We start from the raw sequence: 25,019 nt of genomic DNA on the forward strand, positions 1-25,019 counted from the left end.
ACGTATTTCGGTCATAAAACCGACACTACAAATGCGTATGTTTAATTTCATTTAGTTTCATTTAATATTTTTATTATTTCGTTTTGTTTTATATAAAGGATTATTTAGGTTTGTAATCACAAACAAAACACTTCAACTATTTACACATTGTTGTTTTTTCTAATTGACTGCTATGTATACCTCACTGTTAGACCGGAAAACCGCGCTTGATCGGGCCGCCACGCATTCCCAATGGGACGTTGCCATTATTGGTGGCGGAGCGACCGGACTCGGCATCGCCGTAGACGCCGCTACCAGGGGATATAATACGATTTTGCTTGAACAGCACGATTTTGCCAAGGGCACATCAAGTAGAAGCACCAAGCTGATACACGGCGGTGTGCGCTATCTGGCAATGGGTGATGTCAAATTGGTATACAGCGCATTACGCGAACGGGGGTTAATTTTCAAGAACGCCCCCCACCTGGCACGCGCACAATCTTTCATTATCCCGTGTTACTCGCTGTTCAGTAAATGGAAATATCTTGTCGGGCTAAAGGTCTATGATTGGCTGGCCGGCAGCTACCGCATCGGAAAGTCATCATTCGTATCAAAAAAGGAAACCAGCGCATGCCTACCCGGAATCAAAACCAATCGATTAAAAGGCGGCGTGCGTTACTTAGACGGGCAATTTGACGATGCCCGGATGGCCATCAATCTTGCACAAACTGCGGCCGCCCACGGCGCCGCAGTGATTAATTATTGTAAAGTAACTGCACTGCAAAAAGACAATGCGGGCAAAATAAAGGGACTTCGTTTTACGGATGGGGAAACGGGGGAGCAATTTGAAATCGACGCCAAGGTCACCATCAATGCTACCGGTGTTTTTGTAGATGACATCCTCCAGTTAGATCTAGACAAGCATCAGCCACTGGTAAAGCCCAGCCAAGGCACGCACGTTGTCATAAACCGGGCCTTTCTCGGTGATCGCGATGCGCTGATGATTCCGGAAACGAGCGACGGGCGGGTACTTTTCGGTGTGCCGTGGCACAACCATGTGCTCCTCGGCACTACGGATACCCCCATTGATACACATAGCTTGGAACCCCGGCCGTTGGATATGGAAATTGACTTCATTCTAAAAACCGCAGCTGCGTACCTCACCAACCCACCGCAAAAAACAGATATTCTCAGCACATTTGCCGGATTAAGACCGCTTGCGGCGCCCGCTAAGACAAATGGATCGACAAAAGAGATCTCACGCGACCATAAATTAATTATCAGCAACTCGGGGCTGATCACCATTACCGGCGGAAAATGGACAACTTACCGTAAAATGGCAGAAGAGACCGTAGACAAGGCGATAGCGACCACTGCCCTGGAACTACGGCCATGCCGCACAAAAAACACCCAAATACATGGTTTCAGTACGCAAAAGCCGACCGGCCATTGGGCTGGTTACGGCAGTGATGCACCGCATATCCTGGCGCTGACTGATACCGACCCCAAACTAAAGGAAAAATTACACGCGGATTTCGAACATATTGCTGCAGAAGTCGTATGGGCGGTGAGCCACGAAATGGCGCGGACAGTAGAAGATGTCCTGGCCCGTCGGCTCAGGATATTATTCCTCGATGCCGCTAGGTCGATGGATATGGCACCAAAGGTGGCCGCCATCATGGCTGTGCAGTTGGCCAAAGATGATAAATGGATTGCCGATCAGGTAAGTCGTTACCAGTCACTTGCCAAAGGCTACCTGCCGAGCATGGAAATAGCGGAAACCAATTAGCGAATGAATAGGGGAAAAAATAACCGAATCAGCAAACCAAGTAAACAACGTATGATGAACCAATATATCTTATCATTAGACCAAGGGACTACCAGTTCACGCGCAATCATCTTTGACAAGGAAGGTCGGATTGTTACGCTTGCGCAAAAGGAATTCAAGCAGTACTATCCACAATCGGGATGGGTGGAACATGACGCACAGGAAATTTGGTCGAGCCAGCTATCGGTGGCCACCGAAGCGGTGGCAAAGGCCGGATTAAAGGCCTCGTCCATTGCCGCTATCGGCATTACCAACCAGCGGGAAACCACGATCGTATGGGACAGGTCTACCGGTCGTCCCATCCATCCTGCTATTGTTTGGCAAGATAGGCGTACGGCGAAGTATTGCGACGAATTGAAAGAACAGGGTCATGGTGACACCATACGTCAAAAAACCGGCTTACTGATCGATGCCTATTTTTCAGCCAGTAAAATCAATTGGTTGCTCCAAAATGTAGACGGTGCACGTGAAAAGGCCGAAAAAGGTCAGTTGGCGTTTGGCACCGTAGACACCTGGCTGGTGTGGAACCTCACCGGCGGCGGGAAGCACCTTACGGATGCGACCAACGCTTCAAGGACCATGCTGTATAACATCAATACGCTGGAATGGGATAACGAACTGCTGGAATTGTTCGAGGTTCCGAAAAGTATGTTGCCCGAAGTGAGGAGTTCATCGGAAGTTTATGGCGAAACCGCCGCAAATATCCTTGCGGCTAAAATCCCGATTGCCGGTATTGCGGGCGATCAGCACGCTGCACTTTTCGGGCAATTATGCACCAAGCCGGGTATGGTCAAGAATACCTATGGCACCGGTTGCTTCATGTTGATGAACATTGGGGATAAGCCCGTCTTATCAAAAAATAATTTGGTAACGACCATTGCATGGAAAATAGGCGACAAGGTAAGCTATGCCCTTGAAGGTAGTATATTCATCGGTGGTGCCATCGTACAATGGCTGCGCGATGGATTGGGCATTATCCGTCAATCATCCGACGTTGAAGAGCTAGCCTTGAAAGTAAAAGACACCGATGGCGTATACCTCGTCCCTGCGTTTGCCGGATTGGGTGCCCCCCATTGGGATCCTTACGCCCGTGGCACGATCGTAGGCCTCACAAGAGGTAGCAATGCAGCCCATATTGCACGCGCCGCATTAGAAGGCATCGCCTTTCAAACCGTGGATATCCTACAGGCGATGGAAGCGGATGCAAACACGGAAATCAAAGAATTGCGGGTAGACGGTGGTGCTACGGCCAACAACCTTTTGCTTCAGTTTCAATCCGACATTTTGCAGGCCAATGTGGTCAGACCCAAAATTACAGAAACGACGGCTATCGGAGCCGCATATTTGGCCGGCCTCGCTGTAGGGCTTTGGGAGCATACGGACGACATCCAAAACCAATGGCAAATTGACAAAACATTTGAACCAAACCAAGCGTACGATGCCGAGTCTGCTTTAAAGAACTGGCACCGAGCCGTGGAGACTGCAAAACATTTCAAATAGCCAATTATTTGCCTGTTCGCCTTTCATAGAAATCAGCGAATAACAAGCATAGCGCAAAAATAGAAAACCAATTATGACACCATTTATTGCAGAAATCATCGGCACGGGCTTCCTCATTCTATTGGGAGGTGGTGTAGTTGCCAACGTCGTACTCAACGGCACAAAAGGGAACAACAGCGGCTGGATCGTCATCACGACGGCCTGGGCACTGGGGGTATTTGTGGGTGTAGTCATTGCCGGTCCTTATAGCGGGGCGCACCTCAATCCGGCGGTCACGTTGGCCATGCTTATTGCCGGAAACATTGATGCATCCGACGCATTAGTTTATGTGCTGGCCCAATTCATCGGTGCTATGGGCGGTGCGTTCGTTGTATGGCTCATATACCAGGATCATTTCAAGGCCACAACCGATGCAGGAGCCAAACAAGCCGTGTTCTGTACGGCGCCGGCGATCCGAAACCTACCGGTAAACCTCATCAGTGAAGTGGTGGGTACCTTTGTTCTTCTTTTCACCATCTTCTATTTCACGGATGCTACACTCAACCATGACGCGGATGCAACCGTCCCTATTGGCTTGGGTTCTTTGGGCGCCATTCCGGTAGCTTTCGTCGTGTGGGTAATCGGCTTGGCGCTGGGGGGTACCACGGGCTACGCCATCAACCCCGCGCGGGACCTGGGCCCGCGTATCGTGCATGCACTACTTCCCATTAGGGGAAAAGCCGATTTCGATATCGGGTACGCATGGGTACCGGTAATCGGTCCGCTTATCGGGGCTGCACTAGCCGCGATCGCTTTCCTTTGGATGGGCAAGTAGCATACTCATGTTCATTAAACTTGACGTTATTGTAACCCCGCATTAATATTAACTAAACATAATAACCTCATACTTGCAGCTTAAAATAAAGCTGCAAAACACCCCCTATGCAATGAAAAAACTACTAAAAACTTCCGCAGGACGTCGACTTTTGACACGTTGCCTGTTTCTGTTTTCCCTGTTTCATTTCACGGATCTGACGGCCCAGCCGGTCATTACCGTGCGCGGAACGGTTCAAGACGCCGCGACAGATCAACCGATCAACGGAGTCACCATACTATCCGAAGGGAAATCACTCAGTGCCACGGATGCACAAGGGCGATTTGAAGTGTCCGTAGCTTCGGGCAGTCAATTAACTTTTTCCCTTATCGGATACGACACCGAAACGATAACGGTTACCAATGTCAATGCTAACCTGAGGATTGCACTCCAAAGCTCATCGACCGAAATCGAAGAGGTCGTGGTCACCGCGCTAGGTATCGAGCGCGAGGCCAAGGGCCTCGGATATGCCGTTAGCACAGTCAAAGGTGAAGATCTTACAGACGCCATGCCAGCCAGTTGGTCAGACGCCCTAAAGGGCAAAGTCGCTGGCCTGAACTTAACACAACCCGGATCCGGACCATTGAACTCCACTCGGATCAACCTCCGTGGCGATCGTTCACTAAGCGCGTCCGGCAACGAAGCCCTGATCGTGATCGACGGTATTCCAATGATCAACAGTTCGGGCAGAGCCAGCTCCGGTGTTAACGATGCTTACGGCGCGGGCGTATCAACGGGAGATAAAGACATCCCCATTGATTTCGGCAACGGCCTGGGCGATATCAATCCAGATGATATCGAGTCGGTAAGCGTTTTGAAAGGGGCGGCAGCGACAGCGTTATATGGTAGCCGGGCCGGCAATGGCGCTTTGATCATTACCACCAAAAAAGGCTCCAGCCGTGGCGGTATCGGCATTACGATCAACTCCAATACCAGCATGAATGACATCCTTCGCTGGCCAGATATCCAATACGAATACGGACAGGGCAATAACAACCGGAATGCGGACGGCGAATTGTATTATTCGTACCAGCTTTCCGAAGATGGACCGAATACGGGATCGACTTCAAGCGCCTGGGGCCCTAAGTTCGACGGTCAGCAGTATTATCAATACGATCCGGCCATAGAAGGCCAGTCGACCGAGCGCCTTCCATGGCGCCCGTATAAGGACAACATCAAGGGACTCTACCAGACCGGTATGACCCTGATGAACAGTGTCGCTTTTGACGGTGCTACTGACCGGTTTTCGGCACGGGCCTCCTTTACACACACGAAGAACGAATGGATCCTGCGCAATACAGGTTACGAACGGCTTGTTGCCTCATTAAATACCAGCGCCCAATTGTCAGACAAATTGAAGGTAAACGCGAAATTTGCCTATACCAACAAAACCAGTGACAACCTGCCCGGCACGGGCTATAACAACCAGTCGATTTCCTACTTTATGATCTTCCAAAACCCGAACGTCGATTTGGCTGTATATGAACCACGCTGGCGGACGGGACAGGAGCAAATCACGCAGATCCACCCATACAGCTCCTACATTGAAAACCCTTTCCTCATTCTCTACGAGATGACCAACAGCCTCAATAGCACCAACATCGACGGGAATCTCCAAGGTATCTATACCTTCAGCCCGAAGTGGGAGCTCATGGTCCGCTCTGGCCTCAATCTACGTCAGGATAGACGGGAAAGCCGTCGCCCGTTTGATACGGCCAATTTCCCGCGTGGGTATTACAAGCAACAAGACGTTTACTTCTTCGAATCCAACACCGATGCATTGCTTACTTACAAGGACCGGTTGAGCGAGCAATTTAACATCACCGCCGCACTGGGCGGCAATGCCATGAGCCGCGAAGAAAAAAACAACAACGCCGTAGCCCGCGGGCTCACGCTGCCCGGCGTATACAAACTCACCAACGCCCTTGATATCGCTGTGGCCAGCAACAACTTGTATCAGAAAAAAATACACAGCATATATGGTTTGGTGAATCTTTCATGGCAAGACAAAATCTATGTCGACATAACCGGACGGAACGATTGGTCTTCCACCCTACCTACCGACAACTGGTCATACTTCTATCCTTCCGTAAGCAGCAGTTACGTACTCAGCGACATCTTCTCGTTGCCACGTGCCATCTCTTTTGCCAAGGCTCGCCTCTCTTGGGCTATGGTCGGCAATGACACCGAATCGTACCGGTTGCACAAATATTACGCGACATCAGAGTTCCCCGGTTCTGCCAACGCCCCGACTACACTACACAATGCAGAACTGAAGCCAGAGATTTCCAATTCGTGGGAAGGCGGGTTAAACTTCTCGCTGCTTAACAACCGCATCAACGCAGACGTCAACCTGTACCACAATACAACGGTCAATCAAGTATTACGTGTGCCGCTTGACATTACCACCGGTTATAGCTATGCCTTTATCAATGGCGGAACAATCCGCAACAAGGGCATCGAACTGATGCTCAGCGGAAAACCGGTAGTTTCGGATAATTTCAGCTGGACGTCAACGGTTACATGGGCCAAAAACGACAACCGTATCCTCGAGCTCAGTGCTGACATCGAAAACGAAGAACAGGTAATCGCGCAAAGCGGTGCCGGGGTCGTTTCAATTATCGCCCGTAAAGGCGGTAGCACGGGCGATATCTACGGATATGGCTTGGTGCGCAATGAACAGGGCCAGGTGGTCTTTAATTCCGAGACCGGTTTGGCCGTACGCCCATCAGACATCCAAAAAATCGGAAACGCCTATGCCGATTGGCGCGGCGGTTTCCACAATGAATTCCAGTATAAAAACTGGCGGGCGAGCATACTGGTGGATGGGCAGTATGGAGGCATCGTATACTCGCAGACTCACCACAAAATGACCGAACAGGGAAAATTAGCACATACCCTGCATGGCCGCGAAACCATGACCGTTGTCGGCGACGGCGTCGTACAGAACGAAGATGGCAGCTACTCGCCCAATACCAAAGAGGTGGCTATCAATACGTGGTATAGCGATTATTACCGCCGGGCGAATGTCGAAACAAACAGTTTCGATGCCTCGTACCTGAAATTGCGCGAAGTGCGTCTTGAGTACGGGCTGCCACGTACGTTTACCGCCCGGATCGGTATATCAAGTGCCAGCGTAGCCGTATACGGACGGGATTTAGCCATGATTTCCAAATTCCCGATGTTTGATCCCGAAACCGCAGCCCTTAACGGTTCCGATATTATGCCCGGGGTGGAAATGGGACAGATGCCCACGCCCAGAACCTGGGGATTTAATCTCCGGCTAACCCTTTAATCAATCGGTTGAACAACTAAAAATGCGAATAACAATGAAAAAGACGATATACAGTGTGTTTGGAGCCGCCGCCTTGCTGGCTTTGACACCTTCTTGCACCAAAAACTTCGAAGCGCTTAATATCGACCCCAACCTGATCGAAAAAGTGACCCCCGGCAGTTTACTCACGCCTACCATTTACGGCATGAGTACGTACTTTACGGTACGGAGCTATGATTTCACGTGGCAGCTCATGCAGGTCGGATTGCCTAACCCCAGTGTTCAGCTGGGGCTGCATCGATACGATGTCACCGAAACGGCTGGCAATGGAACCTGGAACACGTGCTACCGGTGGCTGAGAAATATCCGCGAAATGCAGAATGCCGCTGACGTATATGGCCAACCCATGTACCGGGCAGTAGCGTTTACCTTGCAAGCTTATATCACGGGAATACTCACGGACAGCTTCGGCGATGTACCCTTCAGCGAGGCACTACAGGCTGAAGAAGGCGTCAGCCAGCCCAAATTTGACACGCAAGCGGAAATTTACACGCAATTGATCGCCAACCTGGAAGAGGCCAACACCATCTATGCGGGTGAAGGGATTATGGATGGCAACGACCTCTTGTATGACAATGACCAAACAAAATGGCAGAAGTTTAACAACTCCCTACTCATGCGTTTGCTTTTAAGAGTCTCGAAGCGGTCCGAATTTGATAGTTACAACCGCATTCAGAACATGATAAACAATCCGGAGACCTACCCGATCTTCGAGGGCAATGCCGATGCGGCATTAGTGACAATCACCGGAAATCCACCTTACAACTATGCGTGGGCACGTCGGCAGGACTACGTCAACTTTGAGGCCATGTCCTCGTTCTTTGTCGACTTGTTGAATAACCTGGAAGATCCACGCCGCCCGTTGTTTATGACAGAGGCCAGCGAAATGGTAGATGGCGAGCCACAGCGTATCGGATACAAAGGCATACCCAGTGCACACTCGGGCGATGCATCCCAGTTTAACTATAGTCCAAGTACGCCCAATGGCAACCTGATGATTTATGACGCCATCGGCACCCCGATCAAGGAGGTCATCATGGGCTATGCCGAGGTGGAATTCATCAAAGCCGAAGTTGCCCTGCACCATGGAGACTTGGAAGCTTCCGAGGCAGCCTATAAAAAAGGTGTGGAAGCGGCGATCACCCAATGGAATGGTGGAGAAATACCCGCGGACTACTTCGAGAACGAAACTGCGGCTTTTGACGGCACGCTTGAGCGCATCATGACGCAAAAGTATCTCGGCTTATTCTTCAATGACTATCAACAATGGTTTGAATACCGGAGGACCGGATATCCCGTACTGCCAAAAACTGAATATATGCTGCACGACGGCGTGATGCCAACCCGCTTTATGTATCATAACGACGTAAGGCGCTTCAATCCCCAAAACTATCAGATTGCAGCTGACCGAATCGGCGGCGATGATGTGATGACCAAAGTATGGTGGGAAAAATAGCAGGAAAGACAACCAATTAAATCAAGCGGCGCGGGCAGTTTCCCCTATTGGGATGCTGCCCGCCTTCGTTCTTATACTAGCCAATGGCTTTAACCGCTATAGATCCCGCGAAATGTTCGGCTAGGTGTTTACCCTCGCCATGTACGGTCCAAATCTCCAAAGGCTTCACCAGGTTCACGTAGCCCATGATATCGTTCCAATCCACATGGTCCGATATGAATAGCTCCATATCGTTGTTGTGTTGTAGGCGCTTCCATCCGGAGGCAAATACACGCAATACGTTCGTCGCCCGGAAATAACTATTAAACGTTAGCGGAGGTACGATATAAATATAATCGGATCCATCCACTTTCATCAATCTACGTTCATAAGGTGCATAGCAAAGGTGGTCCACACCCAGCGATCTGTAGAGTTGATGGATAGGCAATATGGTATGATGTATAAGCACCTTCCTGCTGGGGCAGTGCGCATTGATCAAGGAAGTAAGCCGCTGTGCTTTACCGAGCGTGTAAGCACCCAGCAACACATTGCTTGGTTTATCATTGAGTTTCGATATCTCCGCCACCGGATCGGGATGACGCACTTGCGGGTCGGCAAAGGTACTCTCTGTGATCAGCACATCGGCTTGCATCGCTTCCAAAGGCTCACAGGTGTCGTCTGCCTGCACTTTATAGTCGCCCGTAAACAGGTAAGTAGCCCCGTTGTAATCCATGACGATTTGGGCGGAGCCCAAAATATGTCCGGCAGGTATAAAACGAATCGCAACACCGCCGACCGAAAATGGATGGTGATAAGAAAACTCCGAAAAGGCATGAGCAGCCAGATGACGATACCGATACCGCATAAAGCTAGCCGTTGGCGGTGTGCAAAATATCATGCCATGGCCAGGGCTGGCATGATCAGCATGCGCATGTGTAATCAATGCACGGCCTACCGGCAATGGTGGGTCTATAAAAAAATCACCGTATTTACAGTAGTACCCCTCTGCCCGTCTCACCAGGAAATCTGCCAAGATTACGCCCATTATGATTGCTTTGAGCGGAAAAAACGATCAAGCTCCAACACCTGAGGAATGATGGCCCGGACACCGTCGTTGACGAGCATGAAATCCGCCAGTTCCTTCTTTCTCTCATCCGGCCACTGCTGTTTCATCCGGGCTTCTACCTGCTCAGCCGTAACCCCATCACGTGCCATCACGCGATCAATCCGTACCGATTTAGGGGCGGTGACCAACACATTATAGTGGTTCAATTTGAAAGAACCGCTTTCGAAAAGCAGCGCGGCCTCCTTGATCGTATAGGGCGCATCCTGACTACTGGCCCACTCCTCCCCGGCTTGTATAACAACCGGATGCACCAGGCTATTCAGCTTTTTCAGCCGCTGTTCATGTCCGAATACTTGTGCAGCGAGGAAAGCACGGTTCAATGTCCCATCTTCATGATACGCTTCACGCCCAAACTCCGATTTGATTGCGGCAACCAAGCGGACATTACCGGTCATCAGCTGCCGGGCTGCAATGTCGGCATCGAAAACGGGAATCCCTAACGTACCGAATATCCTACAAATAATTGATTTGCCGCTCCCGATTCCACCCGTTATCCCTACTTTCAAATGCATATCCTTTTCCACGTGATGAAACCCATTACTACTTTCGAATGAAAAAATCGACATTCTGCGGCTCTACCTTTACCAGTTTGCAAAAATCGGGTATCTGCGTAATGATGACCGGCAAGTTAGTAACACCGTCGGCCACCCAATCATCCATATTTACAACCGCTTCAAATGAGCTACCCGTCACCTTCATGAAATCACGTAACGATACCATAACGGTAAGCCGAACCTTGCTCGGCAGCAATTTCACTGAACTGAACTGTTTAGCGTTTTCTACTTTTAAGGGCACCTCCAGTATTTTCTCAGTGACCTCACCGACAGGGATATCCACTTCCACGGAAGTCGGATAAACGTTGATGTTGGCCCGCTGGTTTTGCTTCAATTGAACCACGGTATGGATGCTGCCATTGACATTCGAAGCACGGACGGTATCCGTATCCCAACGTTCGATTTGCACAACGTCCTCAAGTGGACCGGTAATCGTGACATATTCCGGAGAAATCCGCACCTCATCGATGATGTCATATTGCTTCCTGAATTGCAGATTATGCAGTGCGGTCACCGGCACCTTGCGCTCGGTCTGTTTTGAAAAATCGAAATACAGTGTATCCGGCGAAACGGCGATAACGCGCTTGTTTGCGGGAAACTGACGATTAACAAAACCCAATTGATTCGTGAAAACCACCCAGTTTCTACGTTGCAGCCCGCTGAGATCAACCTGTATGGATTGCGTCGTTGATTGAAGCGTTGAAAACAACAGTTGCCATCCGTTTGCTTCCAATTGTATACTTACGGTATCTGACTGCAACGGATGAAATGCCCTATTATCAGGCGCATTAACATATTGCATGCCCGCCTTGATCGTATAGACATAGTCACTCGACACGGCGAAGAGCGCCCATGCTAGAAAGGAAAAAATGACACATTTCGCAAAAATGCTAAGCTTGCGCCGCTGTGTTTTATTTAAATTCAGTGCCGGCATTAAACAAACTTAGCAAAACTTGGGTTTATTTACAAAAGCTGCCTTATCGGCAGCTTTTGCAGCAATGTAGCGTCGATATGATTACGCCTTCGGGGCAGCGTTCTGTGCCTTGGATGCATCCAGTGCTATGGCCGATTTATCAAAACGAATTTTGACACCGCCACCGACATCCACAAGGAATGTAGTTTCCGATACTTCGACAAGACGGCCGTGAATACCGGCGGTTGTTACCACCCGGTCGTTTACTTTCAACTCCTCGATGTATTTCTTGTGATCCTTGGCTTTTTTCATCTGCGGCCTAATCATAAAGAAATAGAAAACCACGATAATCAGAATCATCGGCAAGAACCCCATGATTCCCCCCATTCCTTCTGAACCTCCTGCTTGCAATAAAATTGTTGATGTAATCATTGTTTGTTTATTTGTTTACTTGTTGATTCATTTCTCCGATATCGCTTTGTACATCGGTATTTGACATTACTCCGTTTGCGCATCCGCAGGTAGCGGATCTCCTTTTACTTTTTCACTTCACCCCGAAGGTGCAAAAGTGTATTCGGGCTAGCCGCATTTGATGATACAGTCACCACTTTGTGTTGCTTGCCTACCTGGCCAGCACTATTGAACACCACCTTCACCATTCCTTTATCGCCAGGTGCAATGGGATTTTTAGAATATTCCGGCGTGGTACATCCACAAGAAGCCTGCACGTTTGAAATAATCAACGGTGAACTACCGGTATTGGTAAACATGAACTCGTGCTCAACTTTTTCGCCTTCCTTGACCTCACCGAAATCATACGAATCATTTTCGACCTCCAATACGGCGGCAGCAGAATCCGCGCCCGGTATCACTGCCTGACCAACGGGTTGCTTACCGATTTGATCCAAGGGTAGATCTGCCGCTTCCTGTTCTTGATTTTTACCTGTGTTGCACGCTGTCACTAACAGCAGTCCTGCGAAAAATAAGGATATCCATTTCATAACGTTCGATATTACGTGTAATTGATGTGTGTTCCTATTATTGATTAACATGGGATCTCCCCAGTTTGTTTATCACTGTACCAAGCCTCTTCCGTGCTTGCGTATACGTCCTTCCGTCTGCAATTCGTTCAAAATCTTATCCAAGACACCATTGATAAATGTGTTGCTCTTCGCCGTACTAAACACCTTCGAGATTTCAATGTATTCATTGATCGTCACCTTCACCGGTATCGTGGGAAAATTAAGCAATTCACAAATGGCCATCCGCATCAGTAAATTATCTAACAACGCGATGCGATCTGCCTCCCAGTTCTTGGTTTTCGTAGCAACCAGCTGTTGGTACTCGTCTGCAAAGCGGATCGAATGTGTCAACAAGTCTATGATGAACTGCCGGTCTTCCTGCCAATTGGGGGTCAGTTCGGCCAAATGGTTCTGACTCGGGTCTTCACTGGTGAAATTCTTGAATGTTTTAGCGACCATCGCCTGTAAGACTTCTTTATCGACCTGCCAATTGATAAACTTCTCCTCAAACACCTGCTCGATAGCGGGCGCCTTCAGGATAATTTTTTTGAAAACGTACTTGGCTATTTCCTTTTCTGCGCCAATTGACCGATCGTCCTGATTTAGGTAAGCCGCATATGCCTCCGTATCCTTCAGCTGGAGAAAAACCAAACGAACAATCTCGGGATCGAAACTCCAAGCTACCTTATAACGCTTCACATCGGCTTTATACTTCTCATTATGCCGTAATAGCTCAATAAAGGTATTGTTATGCAACCGGGTGTTAGGTGATAAATCATCTGCTGAAGGCAAAAATTTATTTGCACGTTCTTCGGCATCGATACGCACGTAATCAGACACTTCATCCAATAGGTTTAATGCCCAGATGTACATCTCATACACTTGGTCGACACTCTTGAGCAGTGCTTTTTCAAAGATACTAACCTGTTTATCTTCCGATAGTTGGTACGCATATAGCGTCTGTAATACTTTGACCCGTAGGTGCCTTCTGTTTAACATAATTCTGTAAGAACGATTGGATTAAAGTACCAATATCGATTTTATTGCTTGATTTTACGCATATCAGCCATCCGCGCCTCTGCGATCTGATTTGCCGCTTGATAAGAAGCGACACGCTCGGAGATCGATTTACGCAATACGGAGCGAGTAGTCTCATATATGTTCTCGGTAAGCGCTGCCGTACGCGATACGCCATATCCGGCAATTTCGGAGTAGCAACTGATCAGTCCTCCTGCATTAATCAGGTAATCAGGCGCATAGAGAATTTTCTTATCCATCAGCAACTGTCCGTCTTCCCGCTCATTGCGCAGTTGGTTATTCGCCGACCCGGCAATAATCCGGCACCTCATTTTAGCGATGGTATCTTTATTGACCGTACCCCCCAATGCACAAGGTGCATACACATCTACATCCAATTCATAGATGTTGTTATTGGAAACAGGTACCGCCTTGTATTTATTCGCTACCTCCACCATTCGCTCTTCGACAATGTCGCTTACGTATACTTTGGCGTTTTCCTCTCGCAATAAGGCAATCAATTGTTCACCAACATTCCCCGCTCCCTGTACAGCCACGGTACGTCCGGCTAGGCTATCGTTGCCATACAGCTCCTTTAAGGAAGCTTTTATACCGTAATATACCCCTTTTGCAGTAAACGGGGCCGAGTCGCCACTCCCACCCAAGGATTTCGGCAATCCAGCAACGTGGCCGGTCTCCATCCGTAGGTATTCCATATCCCTGGGGGTGGTACCGATATCCAATGAGGCTATAAAGGTACCGCTGAGTTGCTCAACAAACTGTCCGAACCTGCGAAGCAACGCCTCACTTTTCAGTAAGCGATGGTCACCGATAATTGCCGCATTGCCCCCGCCTAGGTTTACACCCGCCACAGCTGCTTTGTAGGTCATTCCTCTCGAAAGGCGGAGCACGTCGTCTATGGCTTCATCCGTATTTTGGTAGGGCAACATCCTTACACCGCCAATTGCTGGGCCAAGCGTCGTATCGTGGATAGCGATCACCGCCTGCAAGCCAACAGCACCGTCATTACAGAAAACAAGTTTCTGATGGCCAAATTGGGCCATCAACTCAAAGGTTGAATTGTCTTTAGTAGGTACGGACATAAAAAACGATAGCTCAATACGTAATCTGCAATATTGGGGCAAACTTAGCAAAAAAATTATGCATATAACCAACACCGCCAAACATTTCGTATTTTTGCTCACTATTCATATGAAACACCTCGCACACCTCAATAAATACTTTTACAAATACCGCTGGCGGATGATTCCCGGTGTTATCTTCGTAATCGTCTCCAATTATTTCGGTGTCTTGCCCGCCCAGGTTATCCGCATCGCCTTCGACCTGGTCAAGGAGAACATCAGCATGTATCGACTATTCGATGGGTTTGAACGTCAGCAGCTGGTCTATGAGATTTTCGGCTATAGTCTATTGCTCTTCGGCGCACTTGTATTACTGCTCTCGCTTATCCGCGGCGTTTTCCTGTTCTTAATGCGGCAAACCATCATCCTCACATCGCGGCATATCGAATTTGATCTGAAGAATGAGATTTATGGCCATTACCAACAATTGGACATGGCGTTCTATCGCCGGAATAATACCGGGGACCTGATGAACCGGGTGACAGAAGATGTGAACCGGGTACGGTCTTACCTTGGGCCCGCAGTCATGTATTCTATCAATACGGTGGTACTTTCCATCATGGTAATTGCAGCCATGATCAGTGTAAACCCGACTTTGGCCCTGTATGCATTGTTGCCCATACCGGTATTGTCGGCCATCCTGTTAGTCGTCAATAAAATCATCAACCGTCGCAGTGAGCGTATACAGGAACAGTTATCCACGCTTTCGTCTTTTGTGCAGGAAACGTTCTCTGGCATACGGGTCATAAAGACCTACAACCGGGAAGCCGATAAAATGGACCGCTTTACGGAGGAGAGCAATACGTACAGACAAGCTGCATTGGCGCTGGTAAAAACCGAAGCCATTTTCTTCCCGCTTATCCTGTTACTCATCGGCCTAAGCACCGTCATCACCGTGTACGTCGGCGGATTGGAAGTAGCCAAGGGCACCATCACCTCCGGCAACATCGCCGAATTCATTATCTACGTAAACCAGCTGACATTCCCGGCCATGGCCCTGGCCTGGGTGACATCGCTCATCCAACGGGCGGCGGCCTCGCAAAAGCGCATCAATGAATTCCTTCGTACCGAGCCAGAAATCCAATCTGCAGCCGAAGGACATATCGAAGTAACGGGTAATATCCAGTTTGAGCAGGTAAGCTTCACCTATCCGGATACCGGGATCCAGGCGCTCAAAAACGTTTCGTTTGAAATAAAGCCAGGCAAAGTGCTTGCCATAGTAGGTAGGACGGGGTCGGGCAAATCGACATTGGCCAACCTGCTCATGCGGATGTATGACGTACAATCGGGAGCCATCCGGGTAGATGGCCGAGACATCAGGCAATTCCCGCTGCGAGCCTACCGCAGCCAGATCGGCTTTGTTCCGCAGGATGTATTCTTGTTTTCCGATTCGATTGCCAATAATATCGCGTTTGGATTGGATAACGCCACTAGCGATGAAGTCGAAGAAGCCGCAAAAGGAGCGGCCGTATACGGAAATATCGCGGCATTTGAAAAAGGATTTGAGACCACTATCGGCGAACGGGGCATCACGCTTTCAGGCGGACAGAAACAACGTGTATCCATTGCTCGGGCACTCATTAAAAAACCGCAAATCTTGATTTTCGATGACTGCCTCTCTGCGGTGGACACAAAAACCGAGGAGGAAATCCTGCAAAACCTCAGTATCGCCATGCAAGGCAAGAGCACCATTTTTATTGCGCACCGCATTTCCACCATTAAGAACGCAGACCATATCATCGTCTTAGATCAAGGGATGATCATCGAGCAGGGCAGTCACGAAGAATTATTGGCTATGCAGGGAAACTATTTCGAGTTGAATGAGAAACAGCTACTGGAGGAAGAAGATCAAGTAGGAAACTAATGACAGTACCACCGGTGATTTCTGTAATCCTTTCCCTCTCTTAGCGTAGATCACAAAAAAACCACCAGCCAAATCTGACTGGTGGTTTCTCTATTTTCCGCCCGCTGTTCGGGCGGTCAATTATTCTACTTCTTTACCGCCGTCTAGCTCGTCTTGCCATTTTTTCAGCTCATCAAACTTTCCATCCGCAGCAAGCTTAGCTTGTTCTGGCCAGGTATCTGTAACGGCCGTGTTGTATTGGTCGCCCGCTTCTGCAAGAATTGCTTTCAACTCTTCAGCAGATTTCGCTGCTACGTCGGCAAAGCCAGCGATACCGGCATCTGCCAATACCTCAGCGATCTTCGGACCAACCCCTTCGATAACGGTTAAATCATCAGCCTTGGCTTTCTCCTTTTTGGGGGCTTCAGCCTTTTCTTTCGCTTCAACCTTCTCTTTCTTTTCCGCTTGCTTCGGCGCTTCAGTAACAACCTCGGCTTTAGCCGCTACCTTCTTGGCGGCTGGCTTCTTCTCAGCTACTTCCGCTTTGGGTTGTGTTGCAACCACTTCTTCCTCAAAAGGCAACACCGAAACAAAGGACTTGTTATTGGCTTTTTTGCGAAATACCACTTTACCCTCAATCAGTGCAAACAACGTATGGTCCTTGCCCATTCCAACATTCACGTCGGGGTGGTGTTTCGTACCGCGTTGGCGTACGATGATATTTCCAGCAACCGCGTGCTGACCACCGAATATTTTCACCCCTAAACGCTTACTGTGTGACTCACGGCCGTTCTTAGAACTACCCGCACCTTTTTTATGTGCCATGTCTTATTATCTTATTGATTATAGGCAGATGCCCAATTTAAACTAGCTGATTTATAAAGCAATCCCTGTAATTTCAATCTTAGTGAATTGCTGCCGGTGCCCGTTTTTCTTTTTGTAACCTTTGCGGCGTTTCTTTTTGAAAACGATCACCTTATCACCCTTTAAATGTGACAAAATCTTAGCCGAAACCTTCGCTCCCTTTACTGTGGGCGCGCCTATGGTGAACTTACCACCATCTTCTGCTAACAATACATTGTCAAATTCAATACTAGCGCCCTCATCTCCCTGCAAACGGTGCACAAAGAGTTGCTGGTCTTTTGCAACTTTAAATTGCTGTCCGGCTATATTTACTATTGCGTACATTGTTAATGAATTAATAAATAAATTGTCTCTTAAAATTCGAAGCGCAAAGATAGCGCTTTATTTTTATTATTCAAATTTCAATCAGAAAAATTATCGGAGCACCGCTTTGATATCAAAAACTTTATGCATAAATTTGCAACCCGTTTTAAAGCGGAATAATGATTATATAATTTTATTTTTAAACGAAAGTATGCAACAGTACGAAACCGTTATCGTTCTTACCCCGTTGCTTTCAGAGGAAGTTTCGAAAGAGGCGATTGCCAAATTCAAAAACATCCTTACCGAAGGCGGAGCCGAAATTGTCCATGAAGACAATTGGGGTTTGAAAAAATTAGCGTATCCGATTGAGAAAAAAACAACCGGATTCTATCACCTCATCGAATTCAAGGCTCCAGGTGAGATTATCAGTAAACTGGAAATTGAGTACAAACGGGATGAGCGGGTAATGCGTTTCCTAACGATCCGATTGGACAAACATGCCCTTGCTTACAACGAGAAAAAACGCAGTGGTGCTTTCAACAAAAAGGCTGAAACGCCCAAAGCAGAGGAGGTAGCAAACTAATGGCCAATGAACAAATCCAATACGTGACTGCTCCCAAGGTGGAGGACAATCGTAAAAAGTATTGCCGTTTCAAAAAGAATGGCATCAAATACATTGATTACAAAGACGCGAACTTCTTGTTGAAGTTTGTCAATGACCAGGGCAAGGTATTACCACGCCGGCTTACGGGCACGTCGTTGAAATTCCAACGCAAGGTGGCCCAGGCAGTGAAACGTGCACGCCACATCGGCTTATTGCCATATGTTGCTGATTCATTAAAATAGGGAGGTAAACGTCATGGAAGTAATTTTAAAGCAAGATATCAAGAAACTGGGCGAGAAAGACGACGTTGTGTCTGTAAAACCCGGTTATGGGCGCAATTACCTCATTCCACAGGGATTTGCAACGCTAGCTACCGAATCAGCTAAAAAAGTGTTGGCAGAAAACATCCGCCAAGCGCAATTCAAGCAAGACAAGGTTAAGAAAGACGCCACTGAATTGGCAGCCAAGCTTGAGGCGGTAAAACTGACCATCGGTGCAAAAGCCGGCGAAACCGGAAAGATTTTCGGATCGGTTAACAGCATCCAGGTAGCAGACGCCTTGAAAAAGCAAGGCTTTGAGGTAGATCGTCGCCGTATTACCTTTGAAGAGGATCCCAAAGTATTGGGTGAGTACGTCGCTAACCTCAACCTCCATAAGGAAGTAAAGGTACAGATACCTTTTGAGGTGGTAGCTGAGTAAGCCATTCACTTCATGTATAGAAACGGTTGTCTTTTGAAAAAAGGCAACCGTTTTTTATTTGACACAACATGATGCCTTCAACTCCATGCGTTCATTCCCCGATTAGACCACCAACTCCCTACTTTCTCCTGCCTATTTCCTGCCATTTGCTATGCGCCAGCTAAGGCTCAGCTAACCTGTCGCTATGAAATTAATAGCCACCGCACGGCCACCGCATAGCTGGGGTTTACATTACGGCAGGAGAATGGCGGGAGAAGTTCAAAAGAAAGGCAGAAGAAAACGGCCATCCGTAGCCAGAAGACGCCGCATCATGGGGGAGTCAGCTGGCTGTCACGCTGCGGTCACGTTGCTGTAAGGGTGCAAAAAACAGCTGTCACACAGGCAGCTCACAGCACTCATACCGCCAAGCCACCCGCAGCAGTCCGGCAGCGGTTTGGCAGCAGGTGCGGACGGATTGAATATTCCCGAGTTGTAAAATCACTAATCGGAAGTTAAAACCGCTTAACCACATTAAAGCCTAACCCATCATGGCTGTTAGGAATGGCTATACGCTGAAACCCCCATCGTACCGTCTTTTCCTTTCCCGGTCTATTGGCAATCAGGTTCCACGAACTTAATATCATGCTAGCGGTACCCAAACCAATATTAAGAAAAGAGACATTACGCTGTCCTACATTCATATAGGGTTCATCATATATATTCCTCTCCTCTTCCGGATATTTGGCGATACCCAATGTAATCTGGGCGGCTCCACTTGCCAAACCAATCCATGGAACTATCCGATTACCTGCCCCTCGACCGATTTGAACGGCATTGATTGCGGCAAAAGAAATATTTGCCCCACTGAGCAATGCTGAACTAATACCGTAACCTTTTGAAACATGGTTTTTATCGTCATACACGACGGTCACGCCTCCATATGCAGGTTGAATCATTGCGCATTCCATCTTGGTGAGCCCGCTTGATGCAATCCAATTGTCGACTGTCGGATCGTTCATATCGAGTATATTCTCGTATTGATACTTCTTGTTTATCGTTTCAGCGACTTCTCGCCCAGCGGTTTGTTCAATTAGATACCCCACGGCACATATCCGCCCATCCTTGTCTATAAAGCATGGTTTCCGTTCATTCACATCATCATAATTTCTAGGAAACACGCCCGTTATACGATAAGTGTGCAGCAAGTCCAGCATCAGCTGCCTTTTTCTCCGGAGCTCCATAGGCAATGTAGAAACATCCGTATTCCAGAGTACGTTTTCGACATACGCTAGATGCGTGCCGATGCGTAAATCCTCGTCGGTTTCGGCAGTTGGTTCCTTTGTGTACTTATCCTCGAAGCTAATGTCGCCAAGAATGGCATTTACCGATTGGTTCCCGTCACCCTTGGAATTTTTGTTGTATACCCACAATGCGCTTGCCAATGCCAGCGCAAGTAAAAAGGTTAAGATTTTCATAATTGTATTGTTTTTGACTAGTTTACTTATTTGATAGAACGGCGGGAAAGCTGATTTCGCTACAAGGAAACCTACTTCGGCGTTACAGTAAATTGCCTGAACACTTTCAATTGACAAATTGGTAGATCTTGCTGTATTCATTGAGAAGGTGAAGCAGGGATTGAATGATATGGATCAAGGCAAAGTAAACACCTAGCAACAGCACATAACGGCAAATGGTTGATTTCAAACACAAAGCATTCTATTTTGTTATACTCCGTCAATTAATTAAAAGATTTCCTCAAAAAACATTTGGATATTACCATCCCATTCTTTAGCTTTACCTAGCCAATTGCATCAGACTTCTTCAAGTTAAGCTAAAGTTGACTAGATGAACAGTCATGACAGACCAAATTAAGCTACCTTTTTGAATAAATTAGCAACTAACAAATACTAGTATATTAGCCAATTTATAGATTTCTATTTCAACGACGTTTTTTTTACGTGGTGTAAAACATTTGCCTGCGCTATATACTAAACATTGGATGTACGTATGTCATCTCATTTAAAAATATTATTGTATTCTAAGAATATAAGATATGGTTAATCAACTAATCAATATTTGAATATTAAAACAAAATACCAAGGATATTCTAACAATAACTAATGTCTACCTTACTATAATTTAAATATGAACTCTTTCTTTAAATTCCGACGTATAAATACTTACTTGACATATACCTTTGCTTTACTACTCCTTATCGCGTGCCATAAAACAGAAATTATTGAAAATATGTCATCAGCTATTAATGGATTACAGCAATATGACAAACTTATATTGCAGGATTCTGCTGGGCTGAATTGTGGAACAATTGCCTCCGAGGACTTTCTAACCCAACGATTAGGGATTGAAACTTACAAACTTAGTGCGATAACAGATAAAATTTTTCTGGTCCATTTCCATATTATCCGTAAGAGTGACGGAACGGGTGGATTAACCACTTCACAAGTGGATCAGGTTTTATCCAACCTCCAAATAGGAATGGAGCAAGCAAGCATATGCATAGTTGAAAAAGGGAGGTCTTTTATTAATAATAGCACCTTTTTTTCAGGCAATCCTGATACAAACTTCGGCAGCATAGTATCTACAAGCAGACAAACGAATGCGATTAATATATATTTGCTACCTACTGGAGCGACTGCATTTGGCAAGGCAGACGGGATACCGTCAAATGCCTTGGTTCTTGCTGGATCATACGTGCTCACACCAGTAGTGGCACATGAGTTCGGCCATTGCGTGGGGCTTTTTCATACTCATAGGGGGACAGCGCGCATCGAGCCGGGTGGAGGGCCTGCCCAATGCCCTGAGCTTGTTAACGGTAGCAATTCCTCTACATGCGGTGATTACGTAACTGATACTCCAGCCGATCCCGAACAATGGTCATTTACTTGTGCTTACGTTGGTACGGGGACGGATGCGAATGGACAAGCTTACTCGCCGCTAACGGATAATGTAATGTCATACGTGCCTCCAGTTTGTTTGCTGAATTTTACACCATTGCAAACTGCAAGGATGCATACTGCAATCGATAATAGTTCGATCCTACAAAACGCGATGAGTCGAATTACCGGTCCCGACGTGGTTTGTACAAACGGGACCTATAATATCAGTAATCTTCCTTCTGGCGCCACGGTTACCTGGAGCACAAATGGATATCTAAACATATCTGGTTCGGCCACTGGAACTACTGTAAACGTAGTCAAAGTTGCAGATGGGGCAGGTTCCGTTAGTGCGCAAATAACAACGTCATGCGGTACATCCTCTGTTGTAAAAGACAATATTGAAGTTGGTTCTTCAATAGTATTAGGAATTGAAAATATGATTGATCTTCAAGATTCACCTTCAGGGGATAGGTTTACAGTGTTAGCCGGAATAGGCAACTATAAATATACAGGAGTACTAACGATAGAGAATCTTAGCGATGTTCCCACCACTTATTCATGGTCTAAAATATCCGGATCAACCGGAGCTCCTATCATAGGTTGGTCAGCACAAGGACGTACAGTTACAGTTTACTCAAAAGGTGTTAATAGATATCTAAGATTGAGATGTACGGCGACTACTTCCTGTGGTTCTTTTTCAAAAGACTATTGGTTCTATACTGGATTTGCACCCTAGCAACGACAGAAATCTAAATCAACAGAATATTTAACGCCTCTCATTTGGGAGGCTTTTTTGTTTTTATAGATAATGAGGAATAAGAATAGATATTACCTGTCGAATGCTTTAGCAAAAAGCCTTGGCTAATTTCTATCTTATCTTTTAATACAAAAATTAGATATAGCTTAATTTTTCAACTCACTATTATACATTTTTAGAAATCATTGGTTTGAGAATAACAAACCCTCATAATTTGTAACCAATAGCATAGAAGATAACAGCCCGCATACGATTCGGTCCACGGACGGGCTGCTAGTCCACTTCAGTTTCACCGGTTTTGCCTTGTTACAGCCCCAATAAGATCCCCAAAAACCGCCCGGACTGCATTTACATTTCCCCCAATGAATTAAGGGTATTCTTTTTGTTTTATAACTAACGTAGTCGTATCTTTATTTCTGATGAAACAAAAATACGCACCCATGAAAAGAATCTTCGTAAAATCATTGCTTAGCATATTATTGCTAACTTGCGCTGCAACCACGTTTGCGCAAAGAGAGATATCCATTGGAGATTACCTCTCACCTACCTATGCGCCGATGCTGATAAATAAAAAAACGGATCTGCGAGCGTCTCCATTTCTAAGTCCAGATTGGCTAGTTGGAGAAGTAGTACTCGACGACGGAAAAACATATCAGAACGTAAAGTTCAACTACGACCAGTCTTCCGAATCATTGGTCATTGAGGTAAATGGAAATACGTACGTTCCGAATCGGCAGGTAAAAAAATTCACCTACATGGATGGCACAGATACCGTGATCTTTAAAAATGGATATTTACCAGAGGGTCAGACATTGTTCCAAGTCTTATACGAAGGGAACACAACATTGTTGAAACATACCAAAAAACCGAAAATTCAGCGAGAAGACCATTTTACGGGCAATACCGAAATCAATTTTGTACCCCGGACGGATTATTATTTAGTTAAGGACAACCGGCTACAAAAAGTGTCGCCCACTGAAAAAGGAGTATTAGGCGCGTTAGCGGACAAAAAACCGGCTTTAAAAAGTTATGTCGATGAACATGACGCCAACCTGAAAGACGATCGGGTACTTGCAAACATTATCAGTTACTATGATTCATTGTAATGACAAAAACCACAGATAAATAGCAACACCTTCTCAATCGTCAAAAAAAATTGGCAAAGCGGCCTGAGCCACTTTGCCAATTCTATAGCCTTACTTGTCAACAAGTCTTATTGCTCGTCTTCCAAAAAGCCTGTCCGCTTAAAGCCGGAAATGATCCAAGGCGTCGTAATTTGTTCGCCGTCTTCGTCTACGTCATCACTGAAAGTTAATTCAAAATAGATGGAATCTGTAGGCGTGTTTGATCCCGGTCCTTTCGCTGCTCCCTTGAGAATCTTACCATTTGCAACTCCAAATGTCATATCGTAGTACTCGTTTTGAGCAGGTGCCGATGTCGAAAAAGTCATACTGGCAAGATCCACACTCACTTTGCCTTTTGTTTGCCAGAAAGATTCCAAATCGTCCAGCCACATTTCCGTAGCGTTGTTCGCCGCAGTGTTGTATGTTGAAAAATGTGCATCGTACGAATCGCTCCCCCTCGAAGCCGTTACATACCATTCACCGGCCATTGCTTCAATAGCCGTTCCTCCCGGTACTTCTTCCTTTTGGCAAGAAGTGAAGATTAGCGCCGATAAAATAAAAATACTTATTATCTTTTTCATATGAATATCTCTAATAACGGTTATTGTTTAGTCCAATTTCTGGGTATATCTATTAGTCCGTTTTGATCCAATAAAGAAACGATCAACGCCAGGCTATTGCCAGTCAATTCACCAGAGCCCAATACCCGACCGAATGGCGTATTCGTCAACGGAAGTACCAAGTCCTTGCCATCACTCGTTAATATATAGCAAGGGACGTCGCTAGGCCCCCATATATTATTCATGTAATAGAAGCCGGGGGCGTATTTTGTAATTTCAGCAATTTGGCTACCACCATTGTATTTGTAATTGCCAGCTATATTAACGCCATCACCCTCAGCCGCCGGAATTACGGCGACGGTCCTAGTCGCCGACCCAGGATAACCATCGTTATTAACCGCGGAGTATTTCAGTTCATACACGCCGACTTTATTCACATCCACATTCCCGCTGATGGTTACCTCTTTCTCTTCTTCACCTTCTTTAGCTATCGCTCCTTCATCTACAAACTCTTCACCAAGCACTACTGACATGTATGCGTTGCCGTTTAACTCGATGTCTACAAACTGAGTTTCGAAGGAGACGCCTTCGCTCTCTAATTTTTCACAGCCCTGTAGCGCCACAATTGTTGCTATCAGACCCCATATATATTTTTTCATATTCATTTCTGTTTAATATCACACAAA

The 25,019-nt window shown here is 46.8% G+C and carries 24 protein-coding genes; 12 read left to right on the top strand and 12 right to left on the bottom strand.

What is annotated here, in order from left to right:
* Window positions 1–172: 172 nt before the first annotated feature.
* From IEV98_RS14035 to IEV98_RS14055, 5 genes are all read left to right on the top strand, one after another.
* Window positions 173–1,768, top strand: a complete 1,596-nt coding sequence (locus IEV98_RS14035) for a glycerol-3-phosphate dehydrogenase/oxidase (protein ID WP_188506617.1) — start codon at window positions 173–175, stop codon at window positions 1,766–1,768.
* Window positions 1,769–1,822: 54 nt separating this feature from the next.
* Entirely contained in the window at window positions 1,823–3,307 is a 1,485-nt protein-coding gene (glpK, locus tag IEV98_RS14040; protein WP_229738779.1) for a glycerol kinase GlpK, read from the top strand.
* Between the two features lie 73 nt (window positions 3,308–3,380).
* Window positions 3,381–4,121 carry an MIP/aquaporin family protein gene (locus IEV98_RS14045; protein ID WP_188506619.1) on the top strand — a complete coding sequence of 247 codons (741 nt, stop codon included), beginning with the start codon at window positions 3,381–3,383 and terminating at the stop codon, window positions 4,119–4,121.
* 112 nt (window positions 4,122–4,233) lie between these two features.
* A complete protein-coding gene (locus tag IEV98_RS14050) occupies window positions 4,234–7,455 on the top strand; it encodes a SusC/RagA family TonB-linked outer membrane protein (RefSeq protein ID WP_188506620.1) in 3,222 nt (1,073 codons plus the stop codon).
* A gap of 34 nt (window positions 7,456–7,489) precedes the next feature.
* Window positions 7,490–8,950: a SusD/RagB family nutrient-binding outer membrane lipoprotein gene (locus IEV98_RS14055; RefSeq protein ID WP_188506621.1), complete on the top strand. Its 1,461-nt coding sequence runs from the start codon at window positions 7,490–7,492 to the stop codon at window positions 8,948–8,950.
* A 76-nt stretch (window positions 8,951–9,026) separates the two neighbouring features.
* On the opposite strand, the gene IEV98_RS14060 is transcribed toward IEV98_RS14055, so the two are convergent.
* The 7 genes from IEV98_RS14060 to IEV98_RS14090 form a co-directional block, all read right to left on the bottom strand.
* Window positions 9,027–9,974, bottom strand: a complete 948-nt coding sequence (locus tag IEV98_RS14060; RefSeq protein WP_188506622.1) for an MBL fold metallo-hydrolase RNA specificity domain-containing protein — start codon at window positions 9,972–9,974, stop codon at window positions 9,027–9,029.
* Window positions 9,974–10,621 carry a dephospho-CoA kinase gene (gene coaE, locus IEV98_RS14065; protein WP_229738767.1) on the bottom strand — a complete coding sequence of 216 codons (648 nt, stop codon included), beginning with the start codon at window positions 10,619–10,621 and terminating at the stop codon, window positions 9,974–9,976. Before coaE ends, IEV98_RS14060 begins: the two co-directional genes overlap by 1 nt.
* Window positions 10,596–11,543, bottom strand: coding sequence for a hypothetical protein (locus IEV98_RS14070; RefSeq protein WP_188506623.1), 948 nt, complete (start codon window positions 11,541–11,543; stop codon window positions 10,596–10,598). Before IEV98_RS14070 ends, coaE begins: the two co-directional genes overlap by 26 nt.
* Window positions 11,544–11,624: 81 nt before the next feature.
* Window positions 11,625–11,951, bottom strand: a complete 327-nt coding sequence (gene yajC, locus IEV98_RS14075; RefSeq protein ID WP_188506776.1) for a preprotein translocase subunit YajC — start codon at window positions 11,949–11,951, stop codon at window positions 11,625–11,627.
* 107 nt (window positions 11,952–12,058) lie between these two features.
* Complete coding sequence (locus IEV98_RS14080) at window positions 12,059–12,523, bottom strand: DUF1573 domain-containing protein (protein WP_188506624.1); 465 nt, start codon at window positions 12,521–12,523, stop codon at window positions 12,059–12,061.
* A gap of 72 nt (window positions 12,524–12,595) precedes the next feature.
* Window positions 12,596–13,543: a transcription antitermination factor NusB gene (nusB, locus tag IEV98_RS14085; protein WP_188506625.1), complete on the bottom strand. Its 948-nt coding sequence runs from the start codon at window positions 13,541–13,543 to the stop codon at window positions 12,596–12,598.
* A gap of 41 nt (window positions 13,544–13,584) precedes the next feature.
* Complete coding sequence (locus tag IEV98_RS14090; protein ID WP_188506626.1) at window positions 13,585–14,664, bottom strand: Glu/Leu/Phe/Val family dehydrogenase; 1,080 nt, start codon at window positions 14,662–14,664, stop codon at window positions 13,585–13,587.
* A gap of 109 nt (window positions 14,665–14,773) precedes the next feature.
* Here IEV98_RS14090 and IEV98_RS14095 point away from each other — a divergent pair, with 109 nt between their 5' ends.
* Window positions 14,774–16,567, top strand: coding sequence for an ABC transporter ATP-binding protein (locus IEV98_RS14095; protein ID WP_188506627.1), 1,794 nt, complete (start codon window positions 14,774–14,776; stop codon window positions 16,565–16,567).
* Window positions 16,568–16,687: 120 nt separating this feature from the next.
* Here IEV98_RS14095 and rpmA read toward each other — a convergent pair whose 3' ends face one another.
* Both rpmA and rplU read right to left on the bottom strand, forming a co-directional pair.
* Window positions 16,688–17,371 (bottom strand): 50S ribosomal protein L27, encoded by a 684-nt coding sequence (rpmA, locus tag IEV98_RS14100; protein ID WP_188506628.1) that lies wholly within the window; start codon window positions 17,369–17,371, stop codon window positions 16,688–16,690.
* A gap of 51 nt (window positions 17,372–17,422) precedes the next feature.
* The gene (gene rplU / locus IEV98_RS14105; RefSeq protein WP_188506629.1) at window positions 17,423–17,734 is read right to left on the bottom strand and encodes a 50S ribosomal protein L21; all 312 of its coding nucleotides are present in this window, start codon (window positions 17,732–17,734) and stop codon (window positions 17,423–17,425) included.
* Between the two features lie 190 nt (window positions 17,735–17,924).
* On the opposite strand from rplU, the gene rpsF reads away from it, so the two are divergent.
* The 4 genes from rpsF (at window position 17,925) to IEV98_RS14125 (ending at window position 19,371) form a co-directional block, all read left to right on the top strand.
* Entirely contained in the window at window positions 17,925–18,296 is a 372-nt protein-coding gene (gene rpsF / locus IEV98_RS14110; RefSeq protein WP_188506630.1) for a 30S ribosomal protein S6, read from the top strand.
* Window positions 18,296–18,559: a 30S ribosomal protein S18 gene (gene rpsR, locus IEV98_RS14115; protein ID WP_188506631.1), complete on the top strand. Its 264-nt coding sequence runs from the start codon at window positions 18,296–18,298 to the stop codon at window positions 18,557–18,559. Before rpsF ends, rpsR begins: the two co-directional genes overlap by 1 nt.
* A gap of 13 nt (window positions 18,560–18,572) precedes the next feature.
* Window positions 18,573–19,016, top strand: coding sequence for a 50S ribosomal protein L9 (rplI, locus tag IEV98_RS14120; protein WP_188506632.1), 444 nt, complete (start codon window positions 18,573–18,575; stop codon window positions 19,014–19,016).
* A 184-nt stretch (window positions 19,017–19,200) separates the two neighbouring features.
* Window positions 19,201–19,371 carry a hypothetical protein gene (locus tag IEV98_RS14125; protein WP_188506633.1) on the top strand — a complete coding sequence of 57 codons (171 nt, stop codon included), beginning with the start codon at window positions 19,201–19,203 and terminating at the stop codon, window positions 19,369–19,371.
* A gap of 136 nt (window positions 19,372–19,507) precedes the next feature.
* Here IEV98_RS14125 and IEV98_RS14130 read toward each other — a convergent pair whose 3' ends face one another.
* Window positions 19,508–20,470, bottom strand: a complete 963-nt coding sequence (locus tag IEV98_RS14130; protein WP_188506634.1) for a hypothetical protein — start codon at window positions 20,468–20,470, stop codon at window positions 19,508–19,510.
* Between the two features lie 670 nt (window positions 20,471–21,140).
* On the opposite strand from IEV98_RS14130, the gene IEV98_RS14135 reads away from it, so the two are divergent.
* The gene (locus IEV98_RS14135) at window positions 21,141–22,628 is read left to right on the top strand and encodes a M43 family zinc metalloprotease (protein ID WP_188506635.1); all 1,488 of its coding nucleotides are present in this window, start codon (window positions 21,141–21,143) and stop codon (window positions 22,626–22,628) included.
* Window positions 22,629–23,089: 461 nt separating this feature from the next.
* Complete coding sequence (locus IEV98_RS14140) at window positions 23,090–23,755, top strand: hypothetical protein (protein ID WP_188506636.1); 666 nt, start codon at window positions 23,090–23,092, stop codon at window positions 23,753–23,755.
* Between the two features lie 107 nt (window positions 23,756–23,862).
* Here the strand turns inward: IEV98_RS14140 and IEV98_RS14145 are convergent, their stop codons facing one another.
* Window positions 23,863–24,354 carry a lipid-binding protein gene (locus IEV98_RS14145; RefSeq protein ID WP_188506637.1) on the bottom strand — a complete coding sequence of 164 codons (492 nt, stop codon included), beginning with the start codon at window positions 24,352–24,354 and terminating at the stop codon, window positions 23,863–23,865.
* 20 nt (window positions 24,355–24,374) lie between these two features.
* Window positions 24,375–24,992, bottom strand: coding sequence for a DUF5011 domain-containing protein (locus tag IEV98_RS14150; RefSeq protein ID WP_188506638.1), 618 nt, complete (start codon window positions 24,990–24,992; stop codon window positions 24,375–24,377).
* Window positions 24,993–25,019 lie beyond the last annotated feature (27 nt).

The sequence above is a fragment of the Parapedobacter pyrenivorans genome (genome assembly GCF_014636865.1).
Taxonomy (GTDB): Bacteria; Bacteroidota; Bacteroidia; order Sphingobacteriales; family Sphingobacteriaceae; genus Parapedobacter; species Parapedobacter pyrenivorans.